Origin of the sequence: Mangrovibacillus sp. Mu-81 (genome assembly GCF_036867415.1) — a bacterium.
GTDB lineage: Bacteria > Bacillota > Bacilli > Bacillales > Bacillaceae_B > Rossellomorea.
In genome coordinates, this window is sequence record NZ_JBAJHU010000003.1 from 451674 (window position 1) to 475980 (window position 24307).

Here is a 24307-nt window from a genome sequence, read left to right on the forward strand (position 1 = left end):
GGCGTGGAGCATATGGAAATGAGTCAATATCTAGAAGTGTTTATAGAAGAAAGTAAAGAAAATCTACAGACCTGCAATGAACAATTACTCGAACTTGAAAAAAGTCCCGATAATTTGACTATCGTAAATGAGATTTTCCGTGCAGCTCATACTTTAAAAGGGATGTCTGCCACAATGGGTTACGAGGATCTGGCAAACCTCACTCACAAGATGGAAAATGTACTGGATGGGATCAGGAATGAAAAGATATTCGTCTCACCTGAAATTTTGGACGTAGTATTTAAATCAGTGGATGATCTTGAAGAAATGGTCCTATCCATTGCAAATGGAGGGGATGGGAAAAAGGATGTAACAGAAGTTGTCACGCTGCTGCAAGCAATTGAAAATGGTGAAAGTATCCCGTCTTCACAATCTCCTGCCGAAAAAGAAACAGCAGCCGCAGTCTCAGACAAGAAAGATGCTGCCATTAAATACGAAGCGTTTGAACAGACAGTGATCGAACAATCATACGAACAGGGGATGCACTGTTTTGAATTGTCCGTATCATTAAGGGAAGATTGTCTTCTTAAAGCTGCGAGGGTATATATGGTGTTTGAAGTGTTGGAAAAGATCGGGGAAGTGATAAAGTCCGTACCGACAGTAGATAAGCTCGAGGAAGAACAGTTCGATCAAACTTTTACCGTTACAATCGTAACGACTGAAAGTTCTACCGACATTGAAAAAAAAGTGATGAAAGTTTCGGAAGTTGAAAGGGTCAACGTATCCGAAATTACTCCTGAGATCATTCAAAGTCAGAATACCGTACATAAAGTAGTAGAGCAAAAGCCTGACGGAAAGGCAGTGAACACTTCTGTAGAAGAAAAGCCTGTTAAAGAATCGAAATCTTCCAAAGAATCAACAAGGTCCACCTCCTCTAATAAAACGATTCGGGTAAATATCGAACGCCTGGATATCTTGATGAATTTGTTTGAGGAGCTGGTCATAGACCGTGGAAGGCTTGAGCAGATATCAAGGGATCTTGATAATCCGGAGTTGAATGACACCGTAGAGAGAATGACCCGTATATCCGGTGATTTACAAAATATCATTCTCAATATGAGAATGGTTCCCGTAGAAACGGTCTTCAACCGCTTTCCGCGTATGGTGCGCCAGCTAGCCCGAGACTTGAATAAAAAAATAAATGTCGAAATTATCGGTGCTGAAACTGAACTGGATCGAACAGTAATCGATGAGATTGGGGACCCGCTGGTTCATCTGATCCGGAATGCGATTGACCATGGAATTGAAAAACCGGAAATGCGCTTGAAGAATGGAAAAGCTGAAGAGGGAACTGTCAAGCTAATAGCGTATCACAGTGGAAATCATGTGTTTATTGAACTCGAAGATGATGGTGCAGGAATCAACAAACAGAGGGTTTTGGAAAAAGCCATCCAAAAAGGGATCGTTAGTGAAGAAACGGCAAGCACTCTGTCAGACAGACAAATATCTGAATTAATTTTAGCCTCCGGTTTTTCCACGGCAGAACAGATTTCGGACATTTCCGGAAGAGGGGTGGGGCTGGATGTCGTTAAAGCCACAATTGAATCTCTTGGTGGATCCATCACCATTGATTCCACAGAGGGACAGGGGTCGCTGTTCTCCATTCAGCTCCCATTAACTCTTTCGATCATTTCAGTTATGCTGGTTGAAATCGAGAAAGAGAAGTATGCAGTACCTTTATCTTCTATTATCGAAACAGCCATCGTGAAGAAAGACGATATCATGAAGACTCATAATCAGAAAGTGATCGATTTCAGAGGGAAAGTAGTACCGCTTGTCTTCCTTGAAGATGTGTTCGAAGTGCCGAAAGAATCAATTGAAGAAGAATTCTATTCAACTGTTATTGTTCGAAAAGGTGAAAAGATGGCAGGTCTCGTTGTTGACTCCTTCATTGGCCAACAGGAGATCGTCTTAAAATCACTGGGGAATTATTTGACAGATGTATTCGCCATTTCAGGTGCCACAATTCTTGGTGATGGACAAGTTGCGTTGATCGTAGATTGCAATGCATTAATTAAATAGGAGGAAAAGGCAATGAGTGAAATGACAGTATCAACTGAAGACCTTAAACTAATCGTATTTCAACTGGCGGATAAAGAATACGCCATTCCTGTTAATCAAGTGCGGTCAATCGAGAAACTGCAGTATATTACAAGAGTGCCTAAAACCCCTGATTATGTTAAAGGTGTCATTAATTTGCGAGGGGTCGTGACTCCGATTATTGACCTGAGATCCAAATTTGAATTGCCGCGCTGTGAAGATTCCGAAAACACACGGATAATCATAGCAGGTCTCGATGATAAAGAAGTAGGATTGATTGTAGATGCTGCAAATGATGTACTTGATGTTTTAAAGGACAGCATCGAACCACCTCCTGAAGTTGTTGGTGTGATGGAGGCAGAGTATATCGGCGGTGTGGTCAAACAGGACAGAAGATTACTTATCCTGCTCCATCTGGACAAGATTCTTCAATCATTATAGGAGACGACTTATGGGATATGAACAAAAAATCAGTACCATGCACCTGGATATTTTAAAAGAGATTGGAAATATCGGTGCTGGCCATGCAGCGACAGCATTGTCGACGATATTAGATAGAAAAATAGATATGAAGGTTCCGCACGTGAAAATCGTTTCGTTTGATGAAATGATGGAAATGGCCGGAGGGGCAGACAAAGTGGTAGTCAGTGTGTTTCTGAGAATAGAAGGAGACGCACCTGGAAGTATGTTCTTCTTGCTCCCGCTCGAACAAGCCTCTGCGTTTATTAAATCTATGATTCATGATGACCATTTTTCATTTGAAGCGTCTCCCCCATCTGAATTGGGACTATCTGCGATGCAGGAATTAGGAAATATTCTTTCCGGATCTTATTTATCATCTCTGGCTGATTTTACACAACTTAATCTGCTGCCTTCTGTACCGTCAATCTCAATTGACATGGCAGGTGCAATCATCGGTTTTGGATTGATTGAAATTTCACAAGTAAGTGATTATGCCATAGTAATTGATACTTCATTAAAAGAAGTGACAGCTTCAGATGCCGAATGTGTCAACGGGCATTTCTTCCTGCTCCCCGATCCCGACTCTTTTGACATCATTTTTCAGTCACTGGGAGTACAGGGATGATTGAAGTACAGTCTGTCGTTAAAGTTGGTATTGCTGATATGAATACATTAAAAGAAGAGGGTTCAATACGTACTTCGGGATTAGGCTCTTGTGTGGGTGTCGTTCTTTATGATGATTATCTGAAAATTGCCGGCATGGTCCACGTGATGCTTCCAAGTTCTTCGATTGCCAAAGAAAAGCCTTTAAATGCAGCTAAATATGCAGATTCCGGGGTGGAAGAATTAATTCACAAGCTAAAGGATATGGGTGCCGGGATGAATAGATTGAAATGTAAAATGGCCGGTGGGGCACAGATGTTTCAGCTTTCATCAAAGAGTGAATTGATGAGAATAGGACCTCGTAATATAGAAGCTGTGAAACAAGTGCTGATGAAAAATAATATACCGGTTGTCGCAGAAGAGTTAGGGGGAAACAAAGGAAGAACGATAGAATTCTTTGTTTCTGAAAGTAACCTTCACATCCGTACAGTAAATGAAGGAACAAAGATAGTGTAGATCACCTATTCAAAATATATCAGGAGGAGGAGTCCAATGTCTCAGCAGCCCGCTCGAACCGAAGAACAACACCATTGGGATAAATGGATAACAAGCCGTGACACACTGGCAGGTGACCTGTTAGTGAAAAAATACATGCCCTTAGTGTCTTACCATGTCGCGCGAATCTCAGTCGGACTGCCGAAAAACGTCTCGAGAGAAGATATTAAAAGTCTTGGGTTGATGGGATTACTCGACGCTCTTCAAAAATTCGATCCTTCCAGGGATCTTAAGTTTGATACGTATGCTTCCTTCCGGGTGAGGGGGGCCATTTTGGACGGCTTACGAAAAGAAGATTGGCTCCCAAGATCGACGAGGGATAAAGCAAAAAAAATAGAAGCGAAAATCGTTGAACTTGAACAACAACTCCTCCGCCATGTAACAGCAGAAGAAGTTGCGCATGAATTAGACATGGGGGTCGAAGACGTATATCAAACAATGAATGAACATTTTTTTGCAAATGTATTATCCATTGATGATCAGCTTACAGATGATGACCATGATACCCAGACCTATTCATTGAAAGATCATAAAACAATCTCACCAGAGGATGAAGTACTGAAAAGTGAGAGAATGACAGAACTTGAACAAACGATCCTAAAACTTTCTGAAAAAGAACAGCTTGTGTTAAGTTTATTCTATAAAGAAGAACTGACATTAACAGAAATAGGGGAAATTTTGCAGCTTTCCACTTCCAGAATATCTCAAATACATTCTAAAGCTATATATAAATTGCGTAATCTGCTTGACTCTTAACTTTTCTCGGAAATGAGGGTGGAACGATGAGTTTAAAAGCAATAGAAATGCAAATCGCGCTTCCGAGGACATTTGATGCAGCCAAACAGGCTGAACAGCATAACGGAAACCATCAATTGACTCAGAGCGCAGCAAGTCTGGAATTGGAAAGGGAACTGCGTAAAAAGAGGCATACTGTACAGGAGAGTGAACAAAAGGGAGAAGTTGCGATTCATAAGGAAAAAGCAAAAGATGCAGCAGAGGAAAGACATAAGAACGATGACAATCCCGAAGATCGGGATCAACACCCTTATAAAGGAGGAAAGATCGACTTCAAAGGGTAACTGCATATCAGCTGAAAGACTGCTCCTGATGCGTGAAAAGGACGGTCTTTTTTATGGCAACAACTAAATTTAACTAAAAAGGGTGATTGCATGACCATATTTTTATTAATCATATCCTTTCTCCTTAATATTATTTCGCTGTTTGCCATCGTTATCCTTTATACCCGCCAAAACAGGTTTATCGATCTGGAAAAAAAGCAGGGGAGGATGATTCAGGAGATGGAAGAAACAATTTCAACTTACCTCATTGAAATGAAGGAAGAAAACGAAGCATTCATGAACAGCATGAACAGAAATAATCAAGAACAGAAAACCGGGAAGCAGGCAGAGATTAAGGAAGCGCCATCCCCACCTTCCGAGAACATGGGATTGCAGGCCACAAAACGCCTGAATGCTTCCAAAGCGTATAGAAAGCCCACCGTCAACACGGAAGAAAGCGAAGTAGAAAATGACTGGGCACCTTTATTACCTGTAGAAGACAAAATACATCAGGAAGATACAATTGTAAATCGAGTCATCACGATGCAGAGTGACGGGCATTCAATCGAGGAAATTGCCAAGCGATTGGGTAAAGGAAAGACAGAGATTGAACTTCTATTGAAATTTAATCAAAAATCATAAGAAGTCCTTGCCTGGTGCAAGCAGGTGTGCTATAGTATTCATGGTGTGATTACACACGTTTCCCGATTGAGTGGATGGTGCTATTTAGAATAGTTTCTACTGCAAGATGACGGAAACGGAGGAGAAGAATAAAAACCATTAGGAGGAAACACACATGTCAGTAATTTCAATGAAACAATTACTAGAAGCTGGTGTACATTTCGGACACCAAACTCGCCGTTGGAACCCAAAAATGAAGAGATACATCTTCACTGAGCGTAACGGCATCTACATCATCGACCTTCAAAAAACAGTTAAGAAGGTTGAAGAAGCTTATAACTTCGTGAAAGAATTAGCTGGTAACGGCGGTAAAGTTCTTTTCGTAGGTACTAAGAAGCAAGCACAGGAGTCTGTTAAAGACGAAGCAGAACGTGCGGGTATGTACTACATCAACCAGCGCTGGTTAGGTGGAACACTTACAAACTTCGAAACAATTCAAAAGCGTATTTCCCGTCTTAAACAAATCGAGAAGATGGAAGAAGACGGTACATTTGAAGTACTTCCAAAGAAAGAAGTAGTTCAACTTAAGAAAGAACATGAACGCTTAGTTAAATTCCTGGGCGGTATTAAAGATATGAATACACTTCCTGATGCATTGTTCATCATCGACCCTCGTAAAGAGCGTATTGCTGTAGCGGAAGCGCGCAAATTGAATATCCCTATCGTGGGTATTGTTGATACAAACTGTGATCCGGATGAAATCGATGTTGTCATTCCTGCGAATGACGATGCAATCCGTGCTGTTAAGCTTCTTACAGGTAAAATGGCAGATGCCATCCTGGAAGCTAAGCAAGGAGAAGAAGCAGCTGTAGCAGCTGAGTAATTTTAAGAAGGTGATAAGAGGGACTTACCCTTATCACCTTTTTTTAAAGAGTATGCCCAAGTGATATTTCTATATAAGGATATTGCTTTAGGACAAATCTTCTGACAGGACGGTGGAATGAAAAGGTATATGTTCGTTTATACTTTCTACTGCCTTGCCGGGATGAATGAGTCTACATAGTTAAACTAAGGAGGAAACCCACTATGGCAATTACTGCACAAATGGTTAAAGAACTTCGTGAAAAAACTGGCGCTGGAATGATGGATTGTAAAAAAGCGTTAACAGAAACTGACGGAGATATGGACAAAGCAATTGACTTCCTTCGTGAAAAAGGGATCGCGAAAGCAGCTAAAAAAGCTGACCGCATCGCTGCAGAAGGTACAACTTTCATTACAAGCGAAGGTAACACTGCAATTATCATTGAAGTGAATGCAGAAACTGACTTCGTTGCGAAAAACGAAAACTTCCAAAACCTTGTTAAGGAACTTGCAGAGCATTTACTAGCTACTAAACCAGCTTCTGTAGAAGAAGCTATGGATCAAAAAATGGCTAACGGCTCTTCTGTTACTGAATTCATTAATACTGCAATCGCTAAGATTGGTGAAAAAATCACATTACGTCGTTTTGAAATCCGCACAAAAGGTGATAACGCAGCATTTGGTGAGTACCTGCATATGGGCGGCCGTATCGGCGTTCTTACTGTAGTTGAAGGAACAACTGATGCGGGAGTAGCGAAAGACGTTGCTATGCACGCTGCAGCTTTAAACCCTAAGTATGTATCACGCGACCAAGTATCTGCTGAAGAAGTAGAACGTGAGCGTGAAGTCCTTAAACAACAAGCACTTAACGAAGGCAAGCCTGAAAATATCGTTGAAAAAATGGTGGAAGGCCGCCTTGGGAAATATTTCGAAGATATCTGTATCCTTGATCAAACGTTCGTTAAGAACCCTGACCAAAAGGTCCGTCAATACCTTGAGTCTAACAAAGGTACTTTAACTGACTTCATTCGTTACGAAGTAGGGGAAGGTCTTGAAAAACGTCAAGATAACTTCGCTGAAGAAGTAATGAGCCAAGTCAAGAAGTAATCCGGATTAAGGAAGTTACACATTTCTTAGTAGGGAACACCTAGCGTGTTCCCTATTTTTCAAGAAAAATTCTACTACATATGGAGGTTTCCATGAGCGTTCCTAAATACAAACGTGTCGTTCTTAAACTGAGCGGAGAAGCTTTAGCAGGAAATGACGGCTTCGGCATCAACCCTTCAGTTATAAAAAACGTGGCAGAAGAAGTAAAAGAAATCGCAGAACTTGGTGTGGAAGTAGCCGTTGTTGTTGGCGGAGGTAACATCTGGCGTGGTAAAATAGGCAGTGAAATGGGTATGGATCGGGCATCAGCAGACTATATGGGGATGCTTGCGACCGTTATGAATTCCCTTGCCCTTCAGGATAGCCTTGAACAAACCGGCATCGAGACAAGAGTTCAGACATCAATCGATATGCGTCAGGTTGCAGAACCATATATCAGAAGAAGGGCGATCCGTCATTTAGAGAAAAAGCGGGTTGTTATCTTCGCTGCCGGCACTGGTAATCCATACTTTTCGACGGATACAACTGCAGCCCTGCGCGCAGCTGAAATTGAAGCTGAAGTGATCCTGATGGCGAAAAATAACGTGGACGGGGTTTACTCTGCAGATCCCAAAAAGGATGAAACGGCAGTGAAGTACGAAGAGCTGTCATACCTGGATGTACTTAAGGAAGGCTTGGCTGTCATGGATTCAACAGCCTCATCACTTTGTATGGACAATGATATTCCGCTGATTGTATTCTCAATCATGGAAAATGGAAATATTAAGAGAGCCATTACAGGTGAAAACATCGGTACTATAGTTAGGGGGAAAGCATAATGCCAAATACGATTATTGCAAATGCCAACGAAAGAATGACAAAAGCCATTCAAACATTTTCCCGTGAATTAGCAAGTATTCGTGCGGGAAGAGCTAACGCATCTTTACTTGATAAAATCAATGTTGATTATTATGGTGCACCAACACCTGTAAATCAATTGGCGGGTATCTCGATTCCGGAAGCAAGAATGCTCGTCATTCAACCTTACGACAAATCCGCTTTAGGTGATATCGAGAAAGCGATTTTAAAGTCCGACTTGGGAATCACACCAAGCAGTGATGGAAACATTCTTCGCATCGTCATCCCGGCTTTGACGGAAGAGCGCCGTAAAGATCTGGTCAAATTAGTGAAAAAAGAAGCAGAAGATGCTAAAGTCGCTATTCGTAACATCCGTCGTGATGCAAATGACGATCTTAAGAAAAAAGAGAAAAATGGAGACATCACCGAAGATGATCTTCGTGGATTCTCAGACGACGTTCAAAAAGCAACAGATGAAAGTATTGCGAAAATCGACAGTATTATGAAAGATAAAGAAAAAGAAATCTTGGAAGTATAATACAACTATTTTAATTTTAAGGGGCTGGCCCATAAGTGAACTCATATTCCTTATGGGCCAGCCCCTTTTCCGTACATAACATTGGCTGCCGCTAGTATAGAATGAAGCATAAAGGATTTTCTTGAAGATATCTTCTCTGATTTTTGATATGATAGTAAGGGTAAATATTTTTTGGATTGCTGGTGGAGGAAATCTTATGCTAAACAAGCTTAAACAATGGAAACGACAACAAAATAAAGATAATGTTGACGAGCGCTTCCAGGAACTATTAAAGCACCCCATCCCCGGGCACATCGCCATTATCATGGATGGCAATGGCCGCTGGGCACAGAAAAGAGCTCTGCCCAGAGTTGCAGGTCACCACGAAGGGATGAAATGTGTACGCAGAATAACTAAACTTGCAAATGAATTAGGTATAGAAGCTTTGACTTTATATGCATTTTCAACAGAGAACTGGAAACGTCCGAAGATGGAAGTGGAATTTCTGATGAAACTGCCGGAAGAGTTCCTCGGTACCTTCCTTCCTGAATTAATTGAAGAAAACGTTCAGGTAAAGATGATCGGGGCCGAAGAAGCAATCCCTCCGCATACATTGAGGGCTGTAAACAAGGCGATTGAAGCGACAAAAGAAAATGACGGACTGATCTTGAATTTCGCCCTGAATTATGGAAGCAGGGCAGAAATACTAGATTCCATCAAACACGTCTTAAAAGACCTTCAAAATGGTATACTAGATGAAAAACAATTAAATGAGGAATTATTTTCTAATTATCTAATGACAAAAGAATTGAAAGATCCAGATCTGCTGATCCGCACAAGCGGTGAGATTCGATTGAGCAATTTTATGCTTTGGCAGTTGGCTTATACTGAGTTCTGGTTTACCGAGTGTTTATGGCCGGATTTCGGTAAACTACAATTAATTGAAGCAATTGAAGCATACCAAGGTCGTTCAAGACGATTCGGCGGGTTACAAAGTGAGGAATCATAATGAAACAAAGAATCATAACTGCAATTGTTGCAGCAGCTGTTTTTTTACCTATCATCTTGTATGGTAAATCTCCATTTATCCTATTGATGTATTTGATTGCTTCGGTGAGCCTGTACGAAGCTTTGAAGATGAGAGGACAGAGGATCTTTACCATACCAGGTTTACTATCACTGGCCATACTCTGGGTATTCCTGATCCCGGACACTTACATAGGAATTATCAGTTATATTGGATATTCGAAAATTGAGCTTTCTTTTTTTGCCGTCTTGATATTTTTAACCTATACGGTCATTACAAAAAATCGCTTTACTTTTGACGACGTAGCATTTTCATTATTGAGCATCCTGTATATAGGGATCGGATATTACTATTTTATGGAAATCCGGATGGAAGAAGGGGTACAGTACGTGTTCTATGCCCTGTTCATAATCTGGGCAACAGATTCTGGAGCTTACTTCATTGGTAAGGCCATTGGAAAGAAAAAGCTTTGGCCGCATATCAGTCCCAATAAAACGGTTGAAGGATTCCTTGGCGGAGTGGTATGTGCCGTTATAGTAGGAGTGGTCATGACATTTTTCAGTGATCTGGATATGTCCATTCCAAAGCTGATTGTTGTAACAGCCATTCTATCTATATTTGGGCAAATGGGGGATTTGGTAGAATCTGCTTTAAAACGACATTACAAAGTGAAAGATTCAGGTCATTTGTTGCCGGGACACGGTGGGATGCTGGATCGGTTTGACAGTCTCTTATTTGTTTTACCCCTTCTTTATTTTCTTTTATAAGGAGGAGAAGGGCGCTGCGAGAGGAGTGTAATTTTTGAAGAATATTAGTTTAATGGGTGCGACAGGTTCAATAGGAACCCAGACGCTCGACGTTATTAGGGAGCATCCTGAGGAGTTTAGACTGACTGCTATGTCAGTTGGCAAAAATATCGATGGAGCAAGAAAGATGATTCAAGAATTCAATCCATCCGTTGTTTCAGTCCAGATTGAAGAAGATGCAATAAAGCTGCGAAATGAGGTACCCCCGGGTGTGAAGGTGCTATTCGGAGAAGAAGGCTTAGTGCAGGTTGCCTGCCACCAGGATGCCGACATCCTGGTGAATGCAGTTCTTGGAAGTGTAGGACTGTACCCGACTCTCCAGGCGATTGAAGCAGGCAAGACGATTGCGATCGCCAACAAAGAAACACTTGTCACTGCCGGTCATATTGTCATGGAGGCAGCCGGTAAGAAAGGCGTGCCTTTGTTACCCGTAGACAGCGAGCATTCAGCGATCTTCCAGGCACTTCAGGGGGAGAAGGAAAAGAACATTGAAAAACTGATCATTACTGCCTCTGGTGGGAGTTTCAGGGACAGAACGAGAGAAGAACTTATCGGTGTAACGGTTGAAGAAGCACTGAATCATCCCAACTGGTCTATGGGGGCAAAAATCACGGTTGATTCTGCATCCATGATGAATAAGGGGCTTGAAGTAATAGAGGCTCGTTGGTTATTCGATATCCCTTATGATAAGATTGATGTTTTGCAGCACAGGGAGAGTATCATTCATTCCATGATCCAATTCCATGACACATCCGTCATGGCACAGCTCGGCACACCGGATATGCGTGTACCGATTCAATATGCATTAACGTACCCTGACCGATTGGAACGCGAGGGGAAGAAGCGGCTGAATTTAGCTGAAATCGGTAACCTGCATTTTGAGGAAATGGACTTTAAGCGTTTTCGGTGTCTTGGTCTCGCATACGATGCAGGCCGTACCGGAGGAAGCATGACAACCGTATTGAATGCAGCAAACGAAGCAGCTGTAGCATTGTTTCTGGAGAATAAGATCTCATTCCTGGGAATTGAAGATATGATCGAAAGAGCATTGAATGAACATGAAGTTATACAGAACCCTGATCTCGAGACCATTCGTGAAATCGATAAAAAGACGAGATTGACCGTTTCCCGATGGATTTAAATAGCTGGCCTGTGCATGTTTGCATGTACAACAACGTAGTATTATATTAGACATGTTTTTCCGTTCAGAACGTTCATACTTATCATGCCTGGATACAGGTTCTTAAAAGGTGGTTATTTATTTGCAAACAGTCATTGCCTTTATCGTGATTTTTGGCGCTTTAGTATTTTTCCATGAACTGGGTCACTTGATCTTCGCTAAACGTGCCGGGATACTGTGCCGGGAATTTGCGATAGGATTCGGTCCTAAAGTATTTTCATATAAGAAAAATGAAACAACATACACAATAAGACTTCTGCCATTAGGAGGTTTCGTCCGGATGGCTGGAGAAGACCCTGAAATGGTGGAACTGAAAGCTGGACATAGAGTTGGTCTTGTGCTTGACCAAGATGAAAAGATAAGAAAAATAGTCCTGAATAATAAAGACCGCTATCCAAATATAAGAGTTATTGAGGTCGAGGAAGCGGACCTTGAACATCGACTGTATATAAAGGGATACGAAGATGAAGAAGAGGAAGTAATCAAGCATTTTGCAATTTCGCGTGATGCCGTATTTGTTGAAGATGGTGTGGAAACACAAATAGCGCCATGGGACCGTCAATTTGCTTCTAAGTCCCTGTCTAAACGTGCGATGGCCATTTTTGCAGGTCCGCTTTTCAATTTCATATTGGCTTTCTTTATCTTTTTACTTGTTGGCTTATTACAAGGGGTGCCGACCAATGACCCTGTTCTCGGAAACTTAACTGAAGACGGTGCAGCAAAGGAAGCGGGACTCCAGAAAAATGATGTCGTTCAAATCATTGATGGGAAAGAAATTTCGACTTGGGAAGACATCGTAACTGTCATCCAGAAACATCCAGGAGATGAACTGAAGTTCACTGTTGAGCGCGGGGGGACTACCGAGGAAATCTCTGTTACACCAAAGCCTCAAGAAGTAGAAGGCAAGGAAATCGGAATAATAGGTGTCCACAGCCCGGTTGAGAAGTCTCCTTTGAAGGTCGTAACCAATAGCGCTGAGCAGACCTATGAGTGGACTAAAATGATTTTTGTCCTCCTAGGGAAACTGGTTTCCGGCGAATTCTCGATTGATGCACTGTCAGGTCCGGTAGGAATCTACCAGTCAACGGATGTGGTAGCTAAATCAGGAATCTTTTACTTGATGAGATGGGCAGCTATATTGAGTATTAACTTAGGGATTATGAATTTACTTCCTATCCCTGCACTAGATGGGGGAAGGCTCCTTTTCTTCGGAATAGAAGCAGTGCGCGGAAAGCCGGTGGACCGGCAAATGGAGGGAATGGTCCATTTTGTTGGATTCGCACTCCTCATGGTGCTGATGCTGGTTGTCACATGGAATGACATTCAACGATTCTTTTTATAAAATGTATCTTTCATAATAGAAGGATTTACAGGCAGTTTCTACCTCGTACTTTTGAAAAGTGAGGGTAGAACTGCCTGTTCATTTACGCTAAAATAAAGAAAGTAATAGAGTGTTTCTATCCGTTCTTTTCTAATGAACTACATATTTAATACTAACAGTTAACCGAGGTGCTAATAAATGAAGCAACGAAATACTTTGATTCCTACAATGAGAGAAACACCGGCCGACGCGGAGATCAAGAGTCACCAGCTATTACTCCGCGCCGGTTATATACGACAGAATGCAAGCGGGATTTACAGTTTTCTGCCTTTAGGAAAAAAGGTCTTAAAAAAAGTCGAAGATATTATCCGTGAAGAATTGGATGCGGCTGGAGCATCTGAATTGCTAATGCCTGCCCTGCAGCCTTCTGAACTATGGAAAGAATCGGGAAGGTGGGGAACGTATGGTCCTGAATTAATGCGTATGCATGATCGTCATGATCGCGAGTTTGCACTTGGTGCCACTCATGAAGAAATGGTTACAAGCATCGTCAGGGACGAAATTAAATCATACAAGCGCCTCCCACTGACTCTCTACCAGATCCAGACAAAATACCGCGATGAAAAACGTCCGCGCTTTGGTCTTCTTCGAGGCAGGGAATTCGTAATGAAAGATGCGTACTCTTTTCACTCTTCAGGAGAGAGTCTGGATGAGACGTATGATCTCCTATTTCAGGCTTATACGAATATCTTCAAGCGCTGCGGATTGAATTTCAGAGCGGTAATAGCCGATTCCGGAGCCATGGGTGGAAAAGACACTCATGAATTCATGGTTTTATCCGAAGTTGGAGAAGATACGATAGCCTATTCTGATCAATCAACATATGCAGCTAACATAGAAATGGCAGAAGTGGTTGATTCATATTTATTATCTGACGATGAAATGAAAGATGTGGAGAAAGTATCAACGCCCGAGGTCAAAACGATTGAGGAAGTAGCTGGTTTCCTCGCTGCAGATAAGGAAATGTGCATCAAGTCATTATTGTTTAAAGTAGATGATGAGTTTGTATTGGTACTTTCCCGCGGTGACCATGAAATCAATGATATTAAGGTAAAGAACTTTTTGAATGCCGATTCAGTAATGCTTGCATCTGCAGAGGAAACAAAAGAAATTCTCGGTTCGGAAGTCGGTTCGGTCGGTCCTTGTTCAATGGAGGATAAAGTAAAAATAATAGCTGACAATGCCGTTAAATATATCCGCAATGGAGTAGCTGGGGCGAACGAATCAGGATATCATTTTAGAAACGTGAACCCTGAACGTGATTTTCAGGCTTCGCAATATGGCGATTTGCGCTTCATCCAGGAAGGGGATCCATCACCTGATGGGAAAGGAACAATCGTCTTTGCAAAAGGAATAGAAGTGGGCCATGTATTTAAACTTGGAACAAGATACTCTGAAGCGATGAACAGTACGTATTTGGATGAAAACGGCCGGGCACAGCCAATAATCATGGGCTGCTATGGAATAGGGGTTTCGCGTACACTTGCAGCTGTTGCTGAGCAATTCAATGATGAGAATGGACTACTTTGGCCATCTAATCTGTCGCCATTTGATTTGCATGTGATTCCGGTCAACTTAAAAGATGTTGATCAATCGGCTCTGGCACATGAATTGTATGAAGAACTTAAAAATAATCGTTATGATGTACTTTTGGATGATCGTGCCGAACGCCCTGGAGTTAAATTCGCAGATTCCGATTTGATCGGGCTGCCGATCCGCATCACTGTCGGCAAAAAAGCGGCTGAGGGCATCGTTGAAATAAAGGTAAGAAAAACAGGAGAAATGCTTGAAGTTCACAAGAGTGAGATTCTTACCACGTTAACAGGTTTATTTAATACACGTTCTTAATAAAAAGGGCTGATCCTTTAGGGAAGCAATGATCCTTATTCGTCAGCCCTTTTCTTCGGTTTAATAAGTCTGTTTCCAGGTATGGACGTATGGACGAAAATATAGCATGGAAAAAATAAAAAGAAATGGGGGAAGAGACAAATGGATGAAAAGCCCCTTGGAAAAAAAGAGAGATTTCAAATGTTATTGCAGCAGTTAGGGCTGACTGAAGACGCGTTTGTAAAGCATTTTAACAATGCAGAAATTGAAAAGCTTGCCGTCTATCGAAAAGAGAAGAAGTGGCATTTCTATTTTACGTTGCAAGATATGATCCCCTGCAGCGTTTGGAGCCGCTTTTACCTGGCTCTCCAAACATCCTTCAAGCATATAGCCAATGTGAATTTCAGCCTTAAAGTACTAAATATGGATGTAACGGAACAGTCAATTCTTGACTATTGGAGTGAATGTGTTAAAGAAGTACAGGGGATATCTCCCCCTCTATTAAAACTTCTCAATACTCAAAAGCCTGAAGTAATTGGAAACAAAATAATTGTCAAGGCTTCGAATGATACTGAAGCAGCACAGCTGAAGCGGAAATACGGGAATATCATTTCATCGGCTTTTGAAAACTTCGGTTTCCCTAAACTGATCCTCGATGCCGAGGTTGCTCAAGTGGAAGAACAAAATAACGATTATGAAAAATTCCTTGAAGAAAAACTGAAAGAAGATCAGGAGAGGGGTAAACAAGCTCTCATCGAAATGGAAAAGGCTGAAAAAGAGGAAGCTTCCGATGCACCAAGCGGACCATTCATGCTTGGCCTTACAATCAAGGATGACGCTGACTTCCGGAAAATTGAAGAAATATATGATGAAGAGAGACGAATCGCGATTGAGGGTTATGTGTTTGATTGTGAAACGAGGGAACTCAGAAGCGGAAGGACACTATTAACCTTCAAGGTTACAGATTATTCCAGCTCGATTCTTGTCAAGATGTTCTCAAGGGATAAAGAAGATGCTGCAGTCATGAATAATATGAAAAAAGGGATGTGGGTCCGCTGCCGGGGAAGTATACAAAATGATACATTTGTCAGAGACCTTGTTATGATTGCGAACGATGTAAATGAAATCAAACCCGTTCTTCGTCTGGATACTGCACCATCTGAGGAAAAAAGAGTGGAGCTTCATATGCATTCCCCTATGAGTCAGATGGATGCAGTCAGCTCGGTGGCCAGTATGGTTGCGCAAGCAAAGAAATGGGGACATAAAGCAATTGCGATCACGGACCATGCAGTTGCCCAATCTTTCCCTGAAGCATATAGTGCCAGCAAGAAAAATGATATCAAGGTACTATATGGCTTGGAAGCCAATCTGGTGGATGATGGAGTCCCGATCGGTTATAACGAGACCGACCGTAAGCTTGAAGATGCGACATATGTCGTCTTTGATGTTGAGACGACAGGGCTTTCAGCTGTTTACGACACGATCATAGAGCTTGCGGCTGTAAAGATTAAGGATGGCGACATCATCGATCGATTTGAATCTTTCGCCAATCCGCATCATCCTCTTTCTGCAACAACGATCGATCTAACAGGCATCACGGATGATATGGTCAGGAATGCCCCCGAAATAAAAGAAGTTTTACACGATTTTGAAAAATGGGTGGGGGATGACATCCTGGTCGCTCACAATGCTTCGTTCGATATGGGGTTTTTGAACTCAGGCTATCAAAAGGCTGGACTTCCTAAAGCGTCCAATCCTGTGATTGATACATTGGAATTGGCGAGATTATTATATCCGCAGTTTAAGAACCATCGATTGAACACACTCGCCAAGAAGTTCGATGTGGAATTGACCCAGCATCACCGGGCAATCTATGATGCAGAAGCCACAGGATCACTTTTGTTGAAAATGCTGAAAGATGCGTTTGAAAAAGGGATAATGAATCATAATCAATTGAACGACTACATGGGGAAAGGGGATGCTTATAAACGTTCAAGGCCATATCATTGCACTTTGATAGCTCAAAATGAAGAAGGGCTGAAGAACTTATATAAGCTGGTTTCCATTTCCCATATGCATTATTTCTACAGGGTGCCCAGAATCCCGCGGTCGCAGCTGCAGAAATACCGTGGGGGTATTTTAGTCGGATCTGGCTGTGACAAAGGTGAAGTCTTTGAAGGCATGATGCAAAAAGGGAAAGCGGAAGTGGAAGAAACCGCACATTTTTATGATTACTTAGAGGTCCACCCTAAAGAAGTCTATCAGCATCTTATTGAGCTGGATCTGGTTCAGAGTCAAAAAAACCTCGAAGATATAATAAAAAATATCGTTGAACTGGGAGAGAAAATCAACAAGCCTGTTGTAGCTACAGGGAATGTTCATTATCTTAATGAGACTGATAAGATCTACCGGCAGATCCTGGTAGGTTCACAAGGGGGAGCCAACCCTCTGAATCGTCATAAACTTCCCGATGTCCATTTCAGGACAACCAATGAAATGCTGGATTGCTTTTCCTTTTTAGGTAAAGAAAAAGCGAAAGAAATTGTCGTTGAGAATTCCAATAAGATTGCGGATATGACTGAAGTCATTAAACCGATCAGGGACGATTTATATACGCCTAAAATCGAAGGGGCAGACGAAGAGATGCGCCGGATGAGTTATGAGATGGCGAAAAGCATCTACGGGGATGAGCTTCCTGAGATTGTGGAAGCAAGACTCGAAAAGGAATTGAAAAGTATCATCGGTCATGGCTTTGCCGTCATCTATCTGATTTCTCATAAACTCGTGAAAAAATCTTTGGATGACGGATATCTTGTAGGTTCACGGGGATCTGTCGGGTCATCTTTTGTAGCAACTATGACAGAAATAACTGAAGTGAATCCGCTGCCTCCACACTATGTTTGTCCTTCATGTAAAAAGTCTGAGTTCTTTGATGATGGATCAGTCGGCTCCGGCTTTGATCTTCCGAATAAGGAGTGTCCTGCCTGCGGTCATGCATACAAGAAGGATGGACATGATATACCGTTTGAAACCTTCCTCGGATTCAAAGGAGATAAAGTTCCGGATATCGATTTGAATTTCTCTGGTGAATATCAGCCGAAGGCGCATAATTACACGAAAGTACTTTTTGGAGAAGACAATGTGTATCGTGCGGGTACAATAGGTACGGTTGCTGAAAAAACAGCCTACGGCTATGTAAAGGGATATGCAAATGACAATGCACTACAAGTCAGAGGAGCGGAAATTGACAGGCTTGTGAGCGGATGTACAGGAGTGAAGCGAACGACCGGACAGCATCCCGGTGGCATTATCGTTGTGCCTGATTATATGGATATCTTTGATTTTTCTCCGATTCAATTCCCGGCAGACGATCAAAGTTCAGAGTGGAAAACGACTCACTTCGATTTCCATTCGATACATGATAACTTGTTGAAACTGGATATTCTCGGTCACGATGACCCGACAGTCATCCGTATGCTGCAGGATCTATCGGGAATCGACCCTAAAACGATACCGACAGATGATCCCGAAGTCATGAAGATCTTCAGCGGGACTGAATCACTCGGGGTAACTGAGGAACAGATTATGTGTAAAACCGGAACCCTCGGTATACCAGAATTCGGTACCCGGTTCGTTCGACAGATGCTCGAAGATACAAAGCCTACGACGTTTTCAGAGCTTGTCCAAATCTCCGGACTCTCTCATGGAACGGATGTGTGGCTTGGAAACGCTCAAGAGTTGATACACAATAACACCTGTAATCTGAGTGAAGTAATCGGTTGTCGTGACGATATTATGGTTTACCTTATATATCAAGGTCTGGAACCTTCACTTGCATTCAAGATCATGGAATTTGTTCGTAAAGGTAAAGGCCTGCAGGATGAATGGGTAGAAGAAATGAAGAAGAACGGGGTACCGGACTGGTATATTGATTCCTGTCTGAAAATCAAGTACATGTTCCCTAAGGCGCATGCGGCGGCATACGTATTAATGGCGGTGCGTATCGCATACTTCAAAGTACATCATGCTCTCTTGTACTATGCAGCTTATTTTACTGTCCGTGCAGAAGATTTTGATATTGAAGCGATGGTCAGAGGCTCACAGGCAGTAAAAGCCAAAATAGAAGAAATCAACAGTAAGGGACTCGATGCATCACCAAAAGAGAAGAACACGCTTACTGTGCTGGAATTAGCCCTGGAAATGTGTGAGCGGGGGTATAAATTCCAGAAAGTGGACCTGTATCGTTCCCATGCATCTGAATTCATAATCGAAGGGGAAACGCTGATCCCCCCATTTAATTCAATACCGGGACTTGGTACAAATGCAGCGATAAATATCGTAAAGTCACGTGAAGATGGAGAGTTTCTTTCCAAAGAAGATCTTCAGCAGCGCGGAAGGGTTTCTAAGACCATTATCGAGTATCTGGATAATCATGGATGTCTTGAAAACTTGCCTGACAAAAACCAATTATCACTCTTTTAGCCCCGTCCCATGGGAATTGTTTGCATAAACATGTGGATTATGGTATATTTTTATTGGAAATACTAAAGATAGCTCTAAAGCAGAAGAGTGGGGTCGCACCCCACTCTTTCGTTATTACATGGAGATTTTTAACGATTATTTCTAGTCTTGGTGCAAGATTTTCATATAGACCAGGAGGTAAGTATGAGCAAAATAATGACACTAGTAGAAGAACTTGTCACACCCATCCTAGACGATCTGTCACTGGAACTCATTGATATGGAATACGTTAAAGAAGGTTCCAATTGGTTCCTTCGTGTATTCATCGATAAAGATACAGGTGTGGACATAGAAGAATGCGGAATAGTCAGCGAGCAATTAAGTGAGAAACTGGATGAAATCGATCCGATTCCCCACAACTATTTCCTTGAAGTCTCTTCACCGGGTGCGGAACGCCAATTAAAAAATGAAAAGGACTTCATGAAATCAATCGGCAAGAATGTTTACGTAAAAACGTACGAACCGATTGATGGGGAAAAGGCTTTCGAAGGTACCCTGCTATCCTATTCTTCTGAACAATTAGCGTTGGAAGTAACATTCAAAACACGAAAAAAGAAGGTTGAAATTCCTGCAGACAAAATCGCTATTGCAAGATTGGCTGTTACTTTTTAAAAAGGATGCAACCGTATTATAAAGGGGGATGACACCACCATGAGCACTCAGTTATTAGATGCTCTAACTGTCTTAGAGAAAGAAAAAGGCATCTCTAGAGATGTGATTATCGAAGCAATTGAAGCAGCTTTGGTTTCGGCTTATAAAAGAAACTTTAATCAGGCACAAAACGTCCGTGTAGACCTTAACCTTGAAACAGGGACGATGAGGGTATTCGCCCGTAAGGAAGTAGTAGAGGAAGTATTCGATTCGCGTCTTGAAATTACAGTTGAAGATGCAGGAGAGATCAATCCAAGCTATGAGGTAGGCGACGTTGTAGAATTGGAAGTTACACCAAAGGACTTCGGACGAATTGCAGCGCAAACCGCGAAACAGGTTGTTACACAGCGTGTAAGAGAAGCCGAGCGCGGCATCATTTATTCTGAATTCGTCGATCGTGAAGAAGATATCATGACCGGCATCGTGCAGCGTCAGGATAACCGATTCATCTATGTGGCTTTGGGGAAGATTGAAGCACTTCTACCTGTTAGTGAACAAATGCCGAACGAAACATATAAACCTCATGACCGGATCAAAGTATTCATCACAAAGGTGGAGAAGACGACAAAAGGTCCTCAAATCTTTGTTTCCCGTACACATCCCGGTTTGTTGAAACGATTATTTGAAATTGAAGTACCTGAGATTTTTGATGGTACGGTTGAAATTAAATCGGTTGCCCGCGAAGCCGGCGACCGGTCTAAGATATCTGTTCACGCGGATAATTCCGAAGTTGACCCGGTTGGGGCATGTGTCGGGACCAAGGGAGCACGAGTACAAGCGATTGTCAATGAACTGAAAGGTGAGAAAATCGATATAGTGCAGTGGTCGGAAGATCCGGTAACATTTGTAGCGAATGCTTTGAGTCCATCGAAAGTCCTGGATGTTCAAGTGAACGAAGCAGATAAAGCGACAAGAGTGGTTGTTCCGGATTATCAGCTTTCACTTGCAATCGGAAAACGCGGTCAGAATGCTCGTCTTGCAGCTAAACTGACAAACTGGAAGATTGACATCAAGAGTGAAACCGATGCAAGGGAACTTGGTCTGTATCCTCGTGAAGAAGCATTTCTTCCTCAGGAGGAAGAGGAAGAGTACGATAACGAACCTTTAAATATTGATTTCGATGATCAAGATTAAGAGGTGAAATACATGACTGGCAGCAAAAAGATACCATTGCGCAAGTGTGTAGCAACTGGTGAAATGAAACCTAAAAAAGAAATGATCCGGATTGTCCGCTCTAAAGAAGGAGAAGTTTCGATCGATCCTACTGGAAAAAAATCAGGTCGTGGTGCTTATCTTTCAAAGGATAAAACCGTCATATTACAAGCAAAAAAGAAGAACACTTTAGCCAATCAATTACAAGCGAAGATAGACGATTCTCTTTATGATGAATTGATCAGTCTTGTAGAAAAGGAGTAACGTTTAGCGTATGAAACAAGATCGTTGGATGTCACTTTTAGGGTTGGCAAATCGGGCACGTAAGATTATTTCAGGTGAAGAACTTGTTATTAAGGAAGTCCGGAGCGGAAGGGCAAAGCTTGTGCTCCTTTCCAGGGATGCTTCAGCAAACACTCACAAGAAGATTACAAATAAATGCAAGTCCTATCATGTGCCGGTCAGTTTTGTGGAGGACAGGTATGTTTTGGGAAATGCAATTGGTAAAGATGCGAGGGTGGTTGTAGCCTTATCCGATGATGGCTTTGCCAAAAAATTAACTGAAATGCTCGATTGAATCTCAATGGGGGTGAACATATGAGCAAGATGCGTGTTTATGAATATGCAAAAAAGTACAATGTTTCAAGCAAGGATGTTATTTCGAAATTAAAGCAACTGAATATTGAGGTATCAAATCATATGGCAACAATAGAAGACGATACAGTGAAGAAACTGGATTCAATGTTTACCGGTAATTCTAAGGCACAGGGTAATAATCCGGCTGAAAAGAATTCCAATCAAAAACAAAGCACTGCTAAAGTAGAGGATTCTCCTAACAAGGATAAGGTGAAATCAGCACCTAAGAACCGCGAAGGGAAAAAACACGATCAGCAGTCCCAATCAAAGGAGAAAAAAGTTTTCAATAATAATAACCAAAATAACAAAAAAAATAAAAATAACAGAAACAACAAGCAAAATAAAAACTTTAAGCCGGCGCCTCAGCAGCAACAGCCTGCCAAGAAAAAGGAACTTCCTTCAAAAATCACTTTTTCTGAGTCATTGACGGTTGCAGAACTTGCCAAAAAGCTTCACAAAGAGCCTTCTGAAATCATCAAGAAACTCTTTATGCTTGGGGTTATGGCAACGATCAACCAGGAGCTTGATAAAGATTCAATTGAATTGATCGCCGGTGAATACGGTGTAGAAGTTGAAGAAGAAATTAAAATCGATTCTACAGACCTTGGTGTTTACTTCACTGAAGACGATGCCGCTCAATTACAGGAGCGTCCTTCTGTAGTAACGATCATGGGTCATGTCGATCACGGTAAGACGACACTTCTCGACTCCATCCGCGATACGAAGGTAACTGCTGGCGAAGCAGGCGGGATCACCCAGCATATCGGTGCTTATCAAGTTGAAGTCGAAGGTAAGAAAATCACTTTCCTTGATACACCCGGACATGCTGCCTTTACTACAATGCGTGCCCGCGGTGCTCAAGTAACGGATATCGCAATCATTGTGGTTGCAGCTGATGATGGTGTTATGCCGCAGACGGTAGAAGCAATCAACCACGCTAAAGCTGCTGAAGTACCGATTATCATTGCTGTGAATAAAATGGACAAGGAAGCGGCTAATCCCGACCGTGTAATGCAGGAATTGACAGAATATGAATTAGTTCCTGAAGCATGGGGCGGAGATACGATCTTCGTACCGCTTTCCGCTTTATCAGGAGAAGGAATTGACAGCTTACTGGAAATGATTGTTCTTGTAAGTGAAGTGGAAGAGCTTAAAGCTAATCCTGAGCGTCTGGCATTGGGAACAGTCATCGAAGCTCAATTGGATAAAGGCCGCGGTTCTGTAGCTACACTGCTGGTACAGAACGGTACGCTTAAAGTCGGAGACCCGATTGTAGTAGGAAACACGTTTGGCCGTGTCCGTGCCATGGTCAATGACCTTGGACGCCGTGTCAAAGAAGTCGGTCCTTCAACTCCTGTTGAGATCACCGGATTGAATGATGTGCCACAAGCAGGAGATCGATTCGTTGTATTTGAAGACGAGAAAACAGCACGATCTGTTGGTGAATCACGTGCCTCTCAAGCCCTTCAGGCACAGCGCGGTGAAAAATCAAAAGTCAGTCTTGAAACGTTATTTGAACAAATGAAACAAGGTGAAATGAAAGATCTTAACCTTGTCCTCAAGGCAGACGTTCAGGGGTCAGTTGAAGCTCTGGCTGCTTCTCTGCTGAAGATCGAAGTAGAAGGTGTGAAGATTAACATCATTCACACAGGAGTAGGAGCAATCAATGAGTCTGATATCACACTCGCTTCCGCTTCGAATGCCATCGTTATTGGCTTTAACGTCCGTCCTGATGTAAATGCGAAGCGTGCTGCTGACGCAGAGGGTGTAGAAATCCGCCTGCACAGAATCATCTATAAAGTCATGGAAGAAATCGAAGCTGCAATGAAAGGGATGCTTGATCCTGAATTTGAAGAAAAAATCATCGGGCAGGCAGAGGTGCGCCAGACATTTAAAGTGTCTAAAGTTGGAACAATTGCGGGAAGCTATGTAACAGAAGGTAAAATTTCTCGTGACTCAGGTGTCCGTTTGATCCGTGACGGTGTCGTCATTTTTGAAGGTGAACTTGACGCCCTTAAACGTTTCAAAGATGATGCCAAAGAAGTTGCAAAAGGCTATGAATGTGGTATTACGATTAAGAACTTCAATGATGTTAAAGAAGGCGATGTAATCGAAGCCTATGTTATGGAGGAAATCACTCGTAAATGATCACATATGTTGAATGTGAGTGCATGATTCATGATTCTCACTCTTTAAAAGAGAAAAGGGCTGTTTTACAAAGAGTCCTTAGCCGGCTAAAGCAGAAGTATAATGTAGCTGTTTCTGAAATCGATCATCAGGATGTTTGGCAAAGGACAAGAATTGCCATTGTAACTGTCTCTTCATCCAAGGCATCCAGTGAAAGAGAAATAGAAAATGCATTAAAGTTTATTGATTCTTTCCCTGAATGGGAAAGGACCGATACAACGAGGGAATTCATTTAAAAT

The 24307-nt window shown here is 42.1% G+C and carries 23 protein-coding genes; all 23 read left to right on the forward strand.

The window, feature by feature from the left end:
• Positions 1 to 12: 12 nt before the first annotated feature.
• Entirely contained in the window at positions 13 to 2061 is a 2049-nt protein-coding gene (locus V6B33_RS09430; protein ID WP_334217489.1) for a chemotaxis protein CheA, read from the forward strand.
• A 12-nt stretch (positions 2062 to 2073) separates the two neighbouring features.
• Positions 2074 to 2520 (forward strand): chemotaxis protein CheW, encoded by a 447-nt coding sequence (locus tag V6B33_RS09435; protein ID WP_334217490.1) that lies wholly within the window; start codon positions 2074 to 2076, stop codon positions 2518 to 2520.
• 10 nt (positions 2521 to 2530) lie between these two features.
• Entirely contained in the window at positions 2531 to 3166 is a 636-nt protein-coding gene (locus V6B33_RS09440) for a chemotaxis protein CheC (RefSeq protein ID WP_334217491.1), read from the forward strand.
• Positions 3163 to 3660: a chemotaxis protein CheD gene (locus V6B33_RS09445; RefSeq protein ID WP_334217492.1), complete on the forward strand. Its 498-nt coding sequence runs from the start codon at positions 3163 to 3165 to the stop codon at positions 3658 to 3660. The genes V6B33_RS09440 and V6B33_RS09445 overlap by 4 nt, the downstream gene beginning before the upstream one ends.
• A gap of 36 nt (positions 3661 to 3696) precedes the next feature.
• Positions 3697 to 4455, forward strand: a complete 759-nt coding sequence (locus V6B33_RS09450; protein WP_334217493.1) for a FliA/WhiG family RNA polymerase sigma factor — start codon at positions 3697 to 3699, stop codon at positions 4453 to 4455.
• A 26-nt stretch (positions 4456 to 4481) separates the two neighbouring features.
• Positions 4482 to 4778: a hypothetical protein gene (locus V6B33_RS09455; protein WP_334217494.1), complete on the forward strand. Its 297-nt coding sequence runs from the start codon at positions 4482 to 4484 to the stop codon at positions 4776 to 4778.
• 90 nt (positions 4779 to 4868) lie between these two features.
• Positions 4869 to 5399: a hypothetical protein gene (locus V6B33_RS09460; protein WP_334217495.1), complete on the forward strand. Its 531-nt coding sequence runs from the start codon at positions 4869 to 4871 to the stop codon at positions 5397 to 5399.
• A gap of 154 nt (positions 5400 to 5553) precedes the next feature.
• Positions 5554 to 6261, forward strand: a complete 708-nt coding sequence (gene rpsB / locus V6B33_RS09465) for a 30S ribosomal protein S2 (protein WP_048004028.1) — start codon at positions 5554 to 5556, stop codon at positions 6259 to 6261.
• Between the two features lie 203 nt (positions 6262 to 6464).
• A complete protein-coding gene (tsf, locus tag V6B33_RS09470; RefSeq protein ID WP_334217496.1) occupies positions 6465 to 7346 on the forward strand; it encodes a translation elongation factor Ts in 882 nt (293 codons plus the stop codon).
• Between the two features lie 92 nt (positions 7347 to 7438).
• Positions 7439 to 8164 (forward strand): UMP kinase, encoded by a 726-nt coding sequence (pyrH, locus tag V6B33_RS09475; protein WP_334217497.1) that lies wholly within the window; start codon positions 7439 to 7441, stop codon positions 8162 to 8164.
• Complete coding sequence (gene frr, locus V6B33_RS09480) at positions 8164 to 8721, forward strand: ribosome recycling factor (protein WP_334217498.1); 558 nt, start codon at positions 8164 to 8166, stop codon at positions 8719 to 8721. Before pyrH ends, frr begins: the two co-directional genes overlap by 1 nt.
• Positions 8722 to 8917: 196 nt before the next feature.
• On the forward strand, positions 8918 to 9709 hold the full coding sequence (locus V6B33_RS09485) for an isoprenyl transferase (protein WP_334217499.1): 792 nt from the start codon (positions 8918 to 8920) through the stop codon (positions 9707 to 9709).
• A complete protein-coding gene (locus V6B33_RS09490) occupies positions 9709 to 10494 on the forward strand; it encodes a phosphatidate cytidylyltransferase (RefSeq protein WP_334217500.1) in 786 nt (261 codons plus the stop codon). Before V6B33_RS09485 ends, V6B33_RS09490 begins: the two co-directional genes overlap by 1 nt.
• Before the next feature lie 34 nt (positions 10495 to 10528).
• Positions 10529 to 11674: a 1-deoxy-D-xylulose-5-phosphate reductoisomerase gene (gene dxr / locus V6B33_RS09495; protein WP_334217501.1), complete on the forward strand. Its 1146-nt coding sequence runs from the start codon at positions 10529 to 10531 to the stop codon at positions 11672 to 11674.
• A 121-nt stretch (positions 11675 to 11795) separates the two neighbouring features.
• Complete coding sequence (gene rseP / locus V6B33_RS09500; RefSeq protein ID WP_334217502.1) at positions 11796 to 13055, forward strand: RIP metalloprotease RseP; 1260 nt, start codon at positions 11796 to 11798, stop codon at positions 13053 to 13055.
• 177 nt (positions 13056 to 13232) lie between these two features.
• Complete coding sequence (locus V6B33_RS09505; protein WP_334217503.1) at positions 13233 to 14942, forward strand: proline--tRNA ligase; 1710 nt, start codon at positions 13233 to 13235, stop codon at positions 14940 to 14942.
• 141 nt (positions 14943 to 15083) lie between these two features.
• Positions 15084 to 19403, forward strand: coding sequence for a PolC-type DNA polymerase III (locus tag V6B33_RS09510; RefSeq protein ID WP_334217504.1), 4320 nt, complete (start codon positions 15084 to 15086; stop codon positions 19401 to 19403).
• Positions 19404 to 19586: 183 nt separating this feature from the next.
• Positions 19587 to 20054 (forward strand): ribosome maturation factor RimP, encoded by a 468-nt coding sequence (gene rimP, locus V6B33_RS09515; protein ID WP_334217505.1) that lies wholly within the window; start codon positions 19587 to 19589, stop codon positions 20052 to 20054.
• 39 nt (positions 20055 to 20093) lie between these two features.
• Positions 20094 to 21227, forward strand: coding sequence for a transcription termination factor NusA (gene nusA, locus V6B33_RS09520; RefSeq protein ID WP_334217506.1), 1134 nt, complete (start codon positions 20094 to 20096; stop codon positions 21225 to 21227).
• Between the two features lie 12 nt (positions 21228 to 21239).
• Positions 21240 to 21509 carry an RNase P modulator RnpM gene (gene rnpM, locus V6B33_RS09525; RefSeq protein WP_334217507.1) on the forward strand — a complete coding sequence of 90 codons (270 nt, stop codon included), beginning with the start codon at positions 21240 to 21242 and terminating at the stop codon, positions 21507 to 21509.
• Between the two features lie 10 nt (positions 21510 to 21519).
• Positions 21520 to 21822 (forward strand): YlxQ family RNA-binding protein, encoded by a 303-nt coding sequence (locus tag V6B33_RS09530; protein ID WP_334217508.1) that lies wholly within the window; start codon positions 21520 to 21522, stop codon positions 21820 to 21822.
• A 20-nt stretch (positions 21823 to 21842) separates the two neighbouring features.
• A complete protein-coding gene (infB, locus tag V6B33_RS09535; protein WP_334217509.1) occupies positions 21843 to 24029 on the forward strand; it encodes a translation initiation factor IF-2 in 2187 nt (728 codons plus the stop codon).
• On the forward strand, positions 24026 to 24304 hold the full coding sequence (locus V6B33_RS09540) for a DUF503 domain-containing protein (RefSeq protein WP_334217510.1): 279 nt from the start codon (positions 24026 to 24028) through the stop codon (positions 24302 to 24304). The genes infB and V6B33_RS09540 overlap by 4 nt, the downstream gene beginning before the upstream one ends.
• Positions 24305 to 24307: the final 3 nt, after the last annotated feature.